Raw genomic sequence first — 12100 nt, 5'->3', positions numbered from 1 at the left:
GGCTGGTTAACTCACTTTAGGGAGCGAGCACATGGCCGCGAAAAAGATTTTGATGCTGGTCGGCGACTACGTCGAAGACTACGAAGTAATGGTGCCTTTCCAGGCCCTGCAGATGGTCGGTCACCAGGTGCATGCCGTGTGCCCGGGCAAGCCCGCCGGCAGCAGCGTGCGCACCGCGATTCATGACTTTGAAGGCGAGCAAACCTACAGCGAGAAGCCGGGGCATAACTTCGCGCTGAACTTCGATTTCAGCCAAGTTAAGGCTGAGGCTTATGACGCTCTGGTGATTCCGGGTGGGCGCGCGCCTGAATACCTGCGCTTGAATGCTGAGGTGATTGCCCTGGTGCAAGCCTTCGATAAAGCCGCTAAGCCGATTGCGGCGGTGTGCCATGGTGCGCAGCTGCTGGCGGCGGCTGATGTGTTGCGTGATCGTGAGTGCAGCGCTTACCCGGCCTGTGCGCCGGAGGTGCGTTTAGCCGGTGGACGGTTTATCGATATCGGCGTCGATCAAGCCCATGTGCAGGGCAATTTGGTCACTGCCCCGGCGTGGCCGGCCCATCCCAACTGGTTGGCGGCCTTCTTGGGCGTGCTGGGTACGCAAATCAGCTTGTAAGGTGTAACCCCGCGCCGGGCTCAGTCTCGGCGCGGGTTATCGATCAGCAGAGGAGTGGCGCCGTGTGTGAGTTGTATGTAAAGGCCGATCCGATTCTCTATGAGTCCCGCGCCCGCTCGCTGCGTATTCGGGGCGTGGTGACCACCTTGCGCCTGGAGAACCAGTTTTGGGACATCCTGCGCGAGATTGCTGAAGTGGATGGCATGACCACCAACCAACTGATCAGCAAGCTCTACGACGAAGTCATGGACTATCGCGGTGAGGTGGTTAACTTTGCCTCTTTCCTGCGCGTCAGTTGTACTCGCTATCTAAGCCAGCGGCGGCCCAGTGTGGAACTGAGCCTGGTCCGCAGCGCCGCTCAGTAACTGTTATAGCTTGCTCGGCGGCGTGACGCGCAGTGCCGGGTTGCCCAGTGGGTGACTCAGGGCATTGTAAAAACGCAGGTTGATCGGTAACTCAGCAAACAAACTGGCGTAGTGCTGTTGCTGCTGAGTGATAAAACCGGCGTTGTGCGGGTAGATCGATATGGCCAGGGTTTGCGGCCGTGCCTGGCGAATCGCCTCGACTAAGTGCTGATCCTGCTGGCCCAAACTGTGGCCAAAAATCGCCATTGCCCTTTTGCTTTGCGCCAGTTGGTTGTAGGCAAACGACAGATAGTCCGAGCTGCGAATGGCGCGCAGTTTATTGGCCGCGCTGTCCTCGTTCACAAACAACGGAATATCGCCTAATTGGTTGATGGCGAAGCTGGCCAGCAGGGTGCTCTCCGAGGAGTGCAGTTGGCGGGCCGAGTTGTCGCTGTTTTTCACCAGGTGCATGCCGCCGTGTACGTACAGCACGCGGGTCAGCGCGGCTTTGCTTGGCGTGTCGGCGCTGCTAAAGCTGCTGTCGGCAGCGTTGAATATCGGATCGAATGCCTCCGGGCTTTGCAGCACGGCCCAGTAGGTGAGCAGGTCATAGTTGCTGCTGTACACCGTCTGGTACTGGCGCAGCTCTTGGTTGATCAATGCCAGGTGACCCTGCGGCATCTGGCTCCAGGGAATATGCACCGAGCGCACGGCGTGGATCAGCGCTTCTTTAATAGCGAAGTAGCGATGGCGCGGTGACGAGGAGTTAATCGTCAGCGCCGCATTGACCCGGATGCTGGCACGCAGGGCGGTTAGTGCCTGCTCGAAAATGCTGCTGTCCAGAGCGCGGAACACACTCAGTTCGGTGGGGCTTAAAGGGCGGTTACGGGTGGTTTGCGCTTCTTCAAACAAGGAAAAATAGGCAAACGGCCGCCACACCGCGAGGCTGGCGCCGTTGCCGATTAACAAGTCGGGAATCTCGATACTGGCGCGAAGGCTGCTCCAGTCTTCGAGTTGATCGGCAAATGCCAAGGTTTGCATGGGTAAAGTTCTTCGCCAGCGCTGAGACAGGTCGCGACTTTATCATGCGCCCGGCGTGTCTCGGCGCCACTTAGCAAGCTTCTTAGCACTTAGGGCGCCGGCCAATAACGACACTGTCTATGCTCTGAATAGCAGGACAAGATCTGTGCCTAGGCGGTGTTGCTGGGATCAACGATGGAGTAAAGACAAGATGAGCGACGAATTACGCATTGAAGATATTCAAGTAGGCGAGGGCAAAGCCGTGGTGAAAGGTGCCCTGATCACCACCCAGTACGATGGTTACTTAGAGGATGGTCGTAAATTTGATTCGTCCTACGAGCGCGGCAAACCCTTCCAATGCGTGATCGGCACGGGCCGCGTGATTAAAGGCTGGGATCAAGGCCTGATGGGGATGCGCGTGGGTGGCAAGCGCAAGTTGTATGTGCCTGCGCATCTGGCTTATGGCGAGCGCCAATTTGGTGCGTTAATTAAGCCACACTCCAATTTGATCTTCGAAGTAGAGCTGCTCGAAGTCCTGACGCGTGATGATTAACCAGTGAATCATGGGGTCAGAGGCTGATCGGCAGCGTAATTGCATGCTTTGCCAAGGTTTGTCATATCAAGAATCAAATTTTTAATTGATCTAAAATCATTCTTTAATATTCACTTACGATATTAATAACAGTGTCATCCTTCTGTTGCAGGCTTATGCCTGCGACAGCAAGGATCATTTAGTTCGGCTCAATGAGTTGGTCGTTGCGGGTTTGCCTTCTAGGTTGTGCACGTCATGTGCCTGCGCTTGCCAATACTTCGTTGAAAACCGATTCGCAGCGCTCATTTACCGTTCGTAAATGGCGTTTGCCCATCGCTTTTCGCCTCGTTTGACCTGCGCTCGCAGACTGTTTGTAACCTACCTGGCACTGCATTAACCCGATTTGCCCCTACCTGCCTGTTTGCCCGCGTATCAGTTAATTGAGGACTTTGGATGGAGCACAACATTTCCCTAATCACTACCCTAGCGGGTGGTTTTGGCTTGGCCTTGATCTTTGGCTTTATTGCCGAGAAGTTGAAGTTGCCAGCCTTAATTGGCTACCTCTGCGCCGGGATTTTGGCCGGGCCAGCCACGCCGGGATTTGTTGCGGATATGCACTTGGCCTCGCAGTTGTCCGAGATCGGCGTAATGCTGCTGATGTTCGGCGTGGGCCTGCATTTCTCGCTGGATGATCTGCTCTCCGTGAAGAAGATCGCCTTGCCTGGCGCGGTGGTGCAAATGGGCTTGGCCACGGCCTTGGGCTTTGGTATCGCGCATTATTGGTGGGAATGGAGCGTCGGCGCGGGCATTGTGTTTGGCTTGTCGCTGTCTTGTGCCAGTACCGTGGTACTGCTTAAAGCCTTGGAGTCGCGGGGCATTCTCGACTCCATGAACGGCCGCATCGCTGTGGGTTGGCTGGTGGTCGAAGACCTGGTTACCGTACTGGTGCTGGTCTTGCTGCCGCCCTTGGCTGGCGTGCTGGGCAGCACCACGGCGGTCGACACCAGCGGCGATCCGCTGTGGTACACCCTGGGCAAAACCCTGCTGCTGGTGGCTGTGTTCCTGGCCGTGATGCTGGTGGCCGGGCGGCGTATTCTGCCGTGGATGTTGATGCATGTGGCCAAGACCGGCTCCCGTGAGCTGTTCACCCTGTCGGTGGTGGCAGCGGCGATTGGGATCGCCTACGGCGCGGCCTATCTGTTCCATGTGTCCTTTGCCTTGGGCGCGTTCTTTGCCGGCATGGTGATGCGTGAGTCGGATCTGAGCCACCGGGCGGCGGAGGAGTCGTTGCCGCTGCGCGATGCCTTTGCGGTGTTGTTCTTCGTATCGGTGGGCATGCTGTTTGACCCCATGGTGCTGATCAACGAGCCGTTGCATGTGCTGTCGGTGGTGGCGGTGATCGTGATCGGTAAAACCCTGGCGGCGGCGGTGCTGGTTTTGGCCTTCCGCTATCCGCTGAACACCGCATTAACCGTGGCGGCCAGCTTGGCGCAGATCGGTGAGTTCTCCTTTATTCTCGCCGGCCTCGGCCTGACCTTAGGCTTGTTGCCGCAAGAGGGCATGAGCTTGGTGCTGGCCGGTGCCCTGATCTCCATTGCGCTTAACCCGGCGGTGTTTGCTTTGGTCAAACCGCTGAAAGAACTGGCTCTGCGTCGTTCGGCCTTTGCCCGTAAGCTCGAGCATCGCGAAGACCCCTTGGCCGTGCTGCCGATGACGACCGAGCGCAAGTACCTCAAAGGCCAGGTGGTGGTGGTCGGTTACGGCCGTGTCGGCCGGCGCATCACCCGTAGCTTGGGCGAGCGCAATATTCCCTTTGTGGTGGTGGAGCAGAAGCGCGAGCGCGTGGAGCAGATCCGTAATCAGGGCTTGGTCGCGGTCAGTGGTGACTCCGCTGAGCCGGGCACGCTGATTCAGGCCCACATCGCCGATGCGGCCATGCTGGTGATCGCCACGCCAGACCCCATGAATGTGCAGCGCATGGTGGAGACCGCGCGCATGCTCAATCCGAAGATCGAGGTGGTGATCCGTACCCATAGCCCGGATGCGGTGGAAATCTTCCGTAAGGACGGTTTGGGGCAGGTGTTCTTCGATGAAGAAGAGCTGGCGCGGGGGATGAAGGCGCATATCCTGGCGACCTTGCTGGATAAGTCGGCAGACGGGCACAAGGCCCACTAAAAGGCTTGAGGCATAAACAACAAACCCGGCACTTGGCCGGGTTTGTTGTAACTGGAGCAAGGCTTACTTAACTTCGACGGCCAGGCTGTCGTGGATCTTCTTGTTCCAGATCGCAGGGCCGGTGATGTGTACCGACTCACCTTTGGTGTCGACGGCCACGGTCACAGGCATGTCCTTAACATCAAACTCGTAGATCGCTTCCATCCCCAGTTCAGGGAAGGCTACTGTCTTCGAGGCTTTGATCGCTTGCGATACCAGGTACGCAGCGCCGCCTACAGCCATCAGGTACACCGCTTTGTTGTCCTTGATCGCTTCGATGGCAATCGGGCCACGCTCGGATTTACCGATCATGCCCAGCAGGCCAGTGCTTTCAAGGATTTGCCGGGTGAACTTGTCCATACGAGTGGCGGTAGTCGGACCCGCAGGGCCAACCACTTCGTCACGCACCGGATCAACCGGGCCGACGTAGTAAATGAAGCGACCTTTGAGGTCTACCGGCAGTTCTTCACCTTTGTTCAGCATGTCGACCATGCGCTTGTGCGCGGCGTCGCGGCCGGTGAGCATCTTGCCGTTGAGCAGGATGGTTTCGCCAGGCCGCCAGCTTTGCACTTCTTCTGGAGTCAGGGTGTCGAGGTTAACGCGACGGGCCGACGGGCCTGCTTCCCAAACGATTTCTGGGTAGGCATCCAGGTCAGGAGCTTCCAGCGCGGCTGGGCCGGAACCGTCGAGCACGAAGTGGGCGTGACGGGTGGCGGCGCAGTTAGGGATCATGCACACCGGCAGCGAGGCGGCGTGGGTTGGGTAATCCATGATCTTGATGTCGAGCACGGTGGTCAGACCGCCCAGGCCCTGGGCGCCGATGCCCAGTTGGTTGACCTTCTCGAACAGCTCCAGGCGCATTTCTTCAATACGGTTCTGTGGGCCGCGCGCTTTCAGCTCGTGAATGTCGATGGACTCCATCAACACTTCTTTGGCCATCACTGCGGCTTTCTCGGCGGTGCCGCCGATACCAATGCCGAGCATGCCCGGTGGGCACCAGCCCGCACCCATGGTGGGCACAGTTTTCAGGACCCAGTCGACGATCGAGTCGGACGGGTTGAGCATGGCCATCTTCGATTTGTTCTCGGAGCCGCCGCCTTTGGCTGCGACGTCCACCTCGACCTTGTCGCCAGGAACGATGGAGTAGTGGATCACCGCCGGGGTGTTGTCTTTGGTGTTCTTCCGCGCGCCGGCTGGGTCGGCGAGGATGGACGCACGCAGGACGTTTTCCGGCAGGTTGTAGGCGCGACGTACGCCCTCGTTGATCATGTCGTCGACGCTCATGGTAGCGCCGTCCCAACTGACGTTCATGCCTACGCGCACAAACACGGTAACGATGCCGGTGTCTTGGCAGATCGGGCGGTGGCCAGTGGCACACATGCGCGAGTTGATCAGGATTTGCGCGATGGAATCACGGGCCGCCGGCGACTCTTCACGCAGGTAGGCTTCGTGCATTGCCTGGATAAAGTCGGTGGGGTGGTAATAAGAAATGAACTGCAGGGCGTCGGCAACGCTCTGGATCAGATCGTCTTGCTTGATCACGGTCATGCTGGGCGCTCCTTTAATAGGGCAGGAACTTCGAAGAGCGCCGGGGCATGCCCGACGCAAACTAATCAGGGCCTAAGCACATGATAAAACGGCGCCGTAGTATACCGCGCAAGGCTCAGGGCGGACACCTGTAAGGGCGGCGGCTGGTCGCTGATCGCGCGCTGGATGAGTTTTTGTCCCTTTTTTGGTCAATCCGACAAGCGGGGAGGAGGCTGCTGTCGTTGCTCCTCAGGCGTCTGGCCGGTGCGCTAACCGCCCTGATGTGGGCCTATATAAGTGGGCTTTAGGGTTGGGGCTAGGTAAATTGGCTTGGTGTTATCGTCATGGGAGGGAGCCCGTGAAGTGATCAAGCCCATTGTTCGTCGTTCCCGTCAACAGTACTTATTGCTGAAGAAATTTGGCATGGCGTTGACGTCTTATTGTTTGCTTGGCGCCGTCACCAGTCTGGCGATTCAACTCAAACTACTCGCGCCGCCCAGTGCCGAATATCGTTGGGTCCTGGCGTTGATTGTGGTGAGCCAGGGGGTATTCGCCGGGCTGTTTTTATCCTCTGCCAATCTGCGTTTTCGCGATCCCAGCTTGCTGCAACCGCAGATGCTGGTGGCCATTATCAGCCTCACCGTGCTGTTGCCGTTTTTCGCCCAGTTGCGTGGCTGTTTGTTGGTGTTTTATGTGCCAATTATGTTGTTTGGTGTGTTCAAACTGTCGCTTAAAGTCCTGATGGGCTATGCCTTACTGGCGTTCGCCGGATACTTGATGGTGATGCTGCACCAGGCTCTAAATCATCGTTTGCACGACCCTGCTCTCGCTTTATTGCAACTCTTCGCGCTGGCCGCACTGCTGTTTTGGTTGTGCCTGTTTGCCAGCCACACACAGAAGATGCGTAAGCGTATGCATCAACGCCGCTATGCGATGCAGGCCCAGCAGCACACCTTGCGCGGCATGATGCGTGAGCTGGAAGACTTAGCCGCCACTGATGAACTCACAGGCCTGTACAATCGCCGGCACTTTTTGCATATCGCCAAGCGTGAACTCCATGGCATGACGGCCAACCAGCAACATGGCCTGGCCTTGCTGGATCTGGATTTGTTCAAAAGGATCAACGATGTGTACGGTCACGCGGCCGGTGATCAGGTCCTGCAAACCTTCGCCAATGTGGCTTTGGCCTGCCTGCGTGACGGCGATGTGGTGGCGCGCTACGGCGGTGAGGAATTTGTGCTGTTATTACCCAATGCCGATGCTGAACAATTGAGTAAGTGCTGTGAGCGTTTGCGTCTGGCGTTCAGTTGCAGTCAACCGTTGGAGTCCCAGGTAGTGAACTTGAGTGTATCGATTGGCATGACCTTGCTTGGCCAAGATGACGACCTTGAAGCGGCGCTGCACCGTGCTGATTTAGCTCTTTATCAGGCTAAGCGGGAAGGGCGTAATCGCTGCATCGCCACCTGGCAAGATGCCGATGCCTGAGGTCAGTGTCGCGCAGCAGCGCATCAGAGTCGCCCCCGCCAGTAACTTGCTCGATAGCCTGTTGGCGGCTGGCGTGCCGGTCGCCCATAGCTGTCGCGCCGGCAGTTGCCATGCGTGCATGGTGCGCTGCGTTGGCGGTGTGCTGGTCGATGCGCAGTCCCAGGCGTTAAGCCTGTCTCAGCGCGAGCAAGGCTGGCGCTTGGCATGCCAGTGTCAGGTGCAGGATGACGTCAGCATCGAACTGTTCGATCCCATTCGCGATGCCCAGTCGGCGCGGGTGCACAGCTGTGATTGGCTGAGTGAACAGGTGCTGCGCCTGCGTTTGCAACTGCAGCGCCCGCTGCGTTACAGCGCTGGGCAGTATGTGCAGTTATGGATTGCCGATGACATTGCCCGGCCGTACTCCTTAGCCAGCCTGGCGGGCGAAGATCCCTGGTTGGAGCTGCATATCGACTGCGCAGCCAATGGCGCTTTCACCAGCAGAGCGCGCCACTTGCAGGCCGGGGACAGTCTGGCGGTTGGTGAACTGCGCGGCGCGGCGCTGCACTACGACCCGCAGTGGCAGGCCTATCCCCTGTGGCTGCTGGCCGCCGGCACCGGCCTTGCGCCCTTGTACGCGGTGCTGCGCGAGGCTTTGCGGCAGGAACACAGCGCTCCCATTCACTTGCTGCATGTGGCGCGCAGTGCGGCTGAGCACTACCTACGTGAGGAGTTGGAGGAGCTGGCGCGGCAATATCCGCAGCTGCAACTGCAATATTGCCAAGCGACCGAGTTAGCGCCTGCTTTGGCGCAACTGCGGCTTGTCTCCAGACAAACCCGCGCCTTACTCTGCGGCGCACCTGAGCGCGTTGAGGAGTTTTCAAGGCGCCTTTATTTAGCGGGTTTGCCGCGTAACCAGATTTTCGCCGACCTGTATCTGCCCCGCGCCCGCTAGCTGCACATTCGGCGCTGCGCGTTAGCCCCGAGGATTGAGCATGAGTGAGCATATCCATCAGTTGTCTGCGCACGGTGTGCTGACCCTGCGCATGCAGCGTCCGGACAAGAAAAACGCCCTGACCCGGGCCATGTATCAGGCCTTGGCCGAGGCGCTCAAGCAGGCTGATGAAGACCGCGAGGTGCGGGCGATTGTACTCAGTGGCAGCGACGTCTGTTTTACCAGCGGCAACGACCTGAACGATTTTTTGCTGGCGCCACCGAGCGGGCTCAACAGCGAAGTCTTTGCCTTTATGCAGGCGCTGTTCGAGCTGCGCAAACCTGTAGTCGCCGCCGTGTGTGGTGCGGCGGTGGGCATTGGCACCACGCTGTTGCTGCACTGCGATTTGGTCTATGTGAGCCGCGATGCGCAACTGAAGATGCCCTTCGTGAATCTCGGTTTGTGTCCGGAGTACGGCTCCAGCCTGATCCTGCCGCGCTTACTCGGGCACGCTAAGGCCAGTGAGTTGTTGCTGTTGGGGCAGAGCTTTAGCGGTGAACAAGCAGCGGCCTGGGGCATCGCCAATGAGGCGTTGGCCGACGGCGCAGCGACCTTGGCCAAGGCCCATGAAATGGCGCTGCGCTTTACTCGCTTGGCACCCTCGGCGGTTATCGACAGCAAGCGCTTGATGCGCGCACCGGGGCGGGAAGAGCTGCGCCGGGTAATCGAGGAAGAGGGCGCCTTATTCGGCCAGCGCTTACGCTCCCCAGAGGCCATCGAGGCGTTAACCGCCTTTATGCAGCGGCGTGAGCCTGACTTCAGCCGCTTCTGATCCACCGTTTTGCTGGCACCAATAACGGCAAAGGCCGCTCATTTGAGCGGCCTTTGGTTGGGGCTTCGTGCGGGTTAAACCAGCGCTTCGCCGACGTGCAGCAGCTTCATGGTGTTGGTGCCGCCGATGGTGTGGTAGCTGTCGCCCTTGGTCAGGATGACCCAGTCGCCCGCCTGCACCACGCCACGCTTGAGCAGCTCATCCACGGCCGCCTGGCTGACCGCGCTCGGTTGTAGCGCAGCCGGATCAAACGGCACGGTGTACACGCCACGGAACATCGCAGCACGGGCTTGGGTTGCACGGTGCGGAGAGAAGGCGAAGATCGGCACCGAGGAGCGGATACGCGACATGATCAGCGGCGTGTAGCCACTTTCGGTGAGGGCAATGATCGCCTTAACCCCGGGGAAGTGGTTAGCCGTGTACATGGCCGCGAGGGCGATGCTTTCGTCGCAACGATCGAACTCGGTGCTCAGGCGGTGGCTGGATTTCTTGCTGGTCGGGTGTTTCTCCGCGCCCAGGCAAATCCGCGCCATGGCCTGTACCGCTTCCAGTGGATAGGCGCCGGCGGCGCTTTCTGCCGAGAGCATCACCGCATCGGTGTAGTCGAGCACGGCGTTGGCTACGTCAGACACTTCGGCGCGGGTCGGCATCGGGTTCTGGATCATCGACTCCATCATCTGCGTCGCGACGATCACCGCTTTGTTATGGCGACGGGCGTGCAGGATGATTTTCTTCTGGATGCCGACCAGCTCGGCGTCGCCGATTTCTACACCGAGGTCGCCACGGGCCACCATTACCGCGTCACTGGCTTGGATCAAGCCATCCAGCGCTTCGTCGTCGGCCACTGCTTCAGCGCGTTCGATCTTCGCCACCAGCCAGGCGCTGCCGCCGGCCTCGTCGCGCAGTTGACGGGCGTAGTGCATATCCGCTGCATCACGGGGGAAGGACACGGCCAGGTAGTCGAGGTCCATTTCCGCTGCCAGCTTGATGTCGGCTTTGTCTTTCTCGGTCAGCGCCGGCGCCGTCAGGCCACCACCACGGCGGTTGATGCCTTTGTGATCGGACAGTGGGCCGCCGATCAGCACCACGCAGTGCAGCTCGGTCGCGGTGGCGGTTTCCACACGCATCACCACGCGGCCGTCGTCCAGCAGCAATTCGTCACCGACGCCGCAATCTTTGACCAGATCCGGGTAGTCGATGCCAACGATTTGCTGATTGCCTTCGGTCAGCGGGTGGCTGATCGAGAAGGTGAATTTATCGCCGACTTTCAGCTCGATGCGCTTGTTGGCGAACTTGGCGATGCGAATTTTGGGGCCTTGCAGATCACCCAGCAGGGCCACGTGGCGGCCATGCTTGGCGGCCAGATCACGCACCAGTTGGGCGCGAGCTTTGTGCTCATCCGGGGTGCCGTGGGAGAAGTTCAGACGGGCGACATCGAGGCCCGCCAGAATCAGTTGTTCGAGAACTTCCGGCGAGTTACTGGCCGGGCCAAGGGTGGCGACGATTTTGGTGCGACGAACTGACATGCACAGGCTCCTGAGTTCAACTGAGCATGAGGCTACTATGCTGCGCTGCTGTAGTCATTGTTCCTCTGCACTACCTGTCTTAATAGTGGGCGGATTTGCGTCGATGAGGGTGGCGACGCTGGTTAATTGCCAGCGCAAGCGGATAAAGCGCGACGAGCCCTGCAGAATTTCCGCCTCGAGTCGATACACTGCACAGTGGAGGAGAGGCTTATGCGTATCGTGTTGATGGCAGTGTTGGTGGTGGGGCTGGTGGGCTGCAGCCGCTACTCGTTGGATAGCAATTTAAATGACGCCTATAAGGCCTACGACCGCGATGATTGCGCAGCAGCGATCTTGGCGTTGTCCAAGGCTGAGCGCAGCAGTCGCACGCGGCGTTATGTGCAACCGGAAATCTCCATGCTGCGCGGCCAATGTTTGGAGCGTCAGGCGCTGTATGTCGATGCGATCCAAACCTACCAATTTATCCTCAGCCAGTATCCGGCCAGTGAGTACGCCTACCGCGCCCGTGCGCGTATCGATACCTTGAGCCAGCTCGGCCATGCCGGGGCGGCGGTCAAGGTCATGCCGGCTAAGCCTTAATCCCATCGCGCCGCGGAGCGGTGAGCTAAGGAGGTGCTGTGGTAAAGCAAGGCGTGTGGTTGTTGTTGCTGCCCAGCTTGGCCTTTGGCGAAATTTATCGCTGGGTCGACAGCAGTGGCCAAGTGCATTTCGAGCAGCGTCCCAGTGCCGGTGCGCAAAAGGTTGAGGTTAAGCCGCAAGTAGTCGAGCGTGATGAGCTGACCATCGAGCGTGAGGCCCGCACTCAGCGCTTGTACGATGCGCGGCGGCAGGAGCAGGCGCAGGCCAATGCTGAGCTGCAAGCCCAGCAAGCCAAACAGCAGCAGGCGTGTCAGGAGTTGCGCCGGCGCTTGGCTAATCTGCCCGAGGGGGTGAGTTTCTACAAGGAACAAGCCGACGGCCAGCGCAGCTATTACAGTGATCAACAGGTCGACGCTGCGCGCGCGGATCTCAAGCAGCGCATCAGTGAGCAGTGCAGCTGAGCGGTTAAGCCGCGGACGACATAAAAAAACCGCCCCATGGGGCGGTTTTTTATT

The 12100-nt window shown here is 59.0% G+C and carries 12 protein-coding genes; 9 read left to right on the top strand and 3 right to left on the bottom strand.

Annotated elements, in window-relative coordinates; all coding sequences use genetic code 11:
* The first annotated feature begins 31 nt into the window (after positions 1-31).
* Together NTD81_RS17140 and NTD81_RS17135 are read left to right on the top strand one after the other, a co-directional pair.
* Positions 32-613: a DJ-1/PfpI family protein gene (locus NTD81_RS17140; protein ID WP_262183884.1), complete on the top strand. Its 582-nt coding sequence runs from the start codon at positions 32-34 to the stop codon at positions 611-613.
* 62 nt (positions 614-675) lie between these two features.
* Positions 676-978, top strand: a complete 303-nt coding sequence (locus tag NTD81_RS17135; RefSeq protein ID WP_262183882.1) for a ribbon-helix-helix domain-containing protein — start codon at positions 676-678, stop codon at positions 976-978.
* A gap of 3 nt (positions 979-981) precedes the next feature.
* On the opposite strand, the gene NTD81_RS17130 is transcribed toward NTD81_RS17135, so the two are convergent.
* The gene (locus NTD81_RS17130) at positions 982-1998 is read right to left on the bottom strand and encodes a DUF4917 family protein (protein ID WP_262183880.1); all 1017 of its coding nucleotides are present in this window, start codon (positions 1996-1998) and stop codon (positions 982-984) included.
* A gap of 190 nt (positions 1999-2188) precedes the next feature.
* On the opposite strand from NTD81_RS17130, the gene NTD81_RS17125 reads away from it, so the two are divergent.
* Complete coding sequence (locus tag NTD81_RS17125) at positions 2189-2530, top strand: FKBP-type peptidyl-prolyl cis-trans isomerase (protein WP_262183878.1); 342 nt, start codon at positions 2189-2191, stop codon at positions 2528-2530.
* A gap of 432 nt (positions 2531-2962) precedes the next feature.
* Entirely contained in the window at positions 2963-4684 is a 1722-nt protein-coding gene (ybaL, locus tag NTD81_RS17120) for a YbaL family putative K(+) efflux transporter (RefSeq protein ID WP_262183877.1), read from the top strand.
* Positions 4685-4747: 63 nt separating this feature from the next.
* Here ybaL and NTD81_RS17115 read toward each other — a convergent pair whose 3' ends face one another.
* The gene (locus NTD81_RS17115) at positions 4748-6271 is read right to left on the bottom strand and encodes a fumarate hydratase (protein ID WP_262183876.1); all 1524 of its coding nucleotides are present in this window, start codon (positions 6269-6271) and stop codon (positions 4748-4750) included.
* Positions 6272-6616: 345 nt separating this feature from the next.
* Between NTD81_RS17115 and NTD81_RS17110 the strand changes: the two genes are divergently transcribed.
* From NTD81_RS17110 to NTD81_RS17100, 3 genes are read left to right on the top strand one after another with little or no spacing between them, the layout of a single operon-like run.
* Entirely contained in the window at positions 6617-7735 is a 1119-nt protein-coding gene (locus NTD81_RS17110) for a diguanylate cyclase (RefSeq protein ID WP_410017176.1), read from the top strand.
* Positions 7728-8669 (top strand): iron-sulfur-binding ferredoxin reductase, encoded by a 942-nt coding sequence (locus tag NTD81_RS17105; protein WP_262183874.1) that lies wholly within the window; start codon positions 7728-7730, stop codon positions 8667-8669. The genes NTD81_RS17110 and NTD81_RS17105 overlap by 8 nt, the downstream gene beginning before the upstream one ends.
* 40 nt (positions 8670-8709) lie before the next feature.
* Entirely contained in the window at positions 8710-9480 is a 771-nt protein-coding gene (locus NTD81_RS17100) for an enoyl-CoA hydratase (RefSeq protein WP_262183873.1), read from the top strand.
* 74 nt (positions 9481-9554) lie between these two features.
* Here NTD81_RS17100 and pyk read toward each other — a convergent pair whose 3' ends face one another.
* Positions 9555-11006, bottom strand: coding sequence for a pyruvate kinase (gene pyk / locus NTD81_RS17095; RefSeq protein ID WP_262183872.1), 1452 nt, complete (start codon positions 11004-11006; stop codon positions 9555-9557).
* 210 nt (positions 11007-11216) lie between these two features.
* Here pyk and NTD81_RS17090 point away from each other — a divergent pair, with 210 nt between their 5' ends.
* Both NTD81_RS17090 and NTD81_RS17085 read left to right on the top strand, forming a co-directional pair.
* Positions 11217-11585 (top strand): tetratricopeptide repeat protein, encoded by a 369-nt coding sequence (locus tag NTD81_RS17090; RefSeq protein WP_262183870.1) that lies wholly within the window; start codon positions 11217-11219, stop codon positions 11583-11585.
* A 38-nt stretch (positions 11586-11623) separates the two neighbouring features.
* The gene (locus NTD81_RS17085; protein WP_262183869.1) at positions 11624-12046 is read left to right on the top strand and encodes a DUF4124 domain-containing protein; all 423 of its coding nucleotides are present in this window, start codon (positions 11624-11626) and stop codon (positions 12044-12046) included.
* Positions 12047-12100 lie beyond the last annotated feature (54 nt).

It is taken from the genome of Pseudomonas sp. 5P_3.1_Bac2 (assembly GCF_025465995.1).
Taxonomy (GTDB): Bacteria; Pseudomonadota; Gammaproteobacteria; order Pseudomonadales; family Pseudomonadaceae; genus Aquipseudomonas.
The sequence above is the reverse complement of the archived record's forward strand: the minus strand, read 5'-3'. Positions and strand labels throughout refer to the sequence as shown.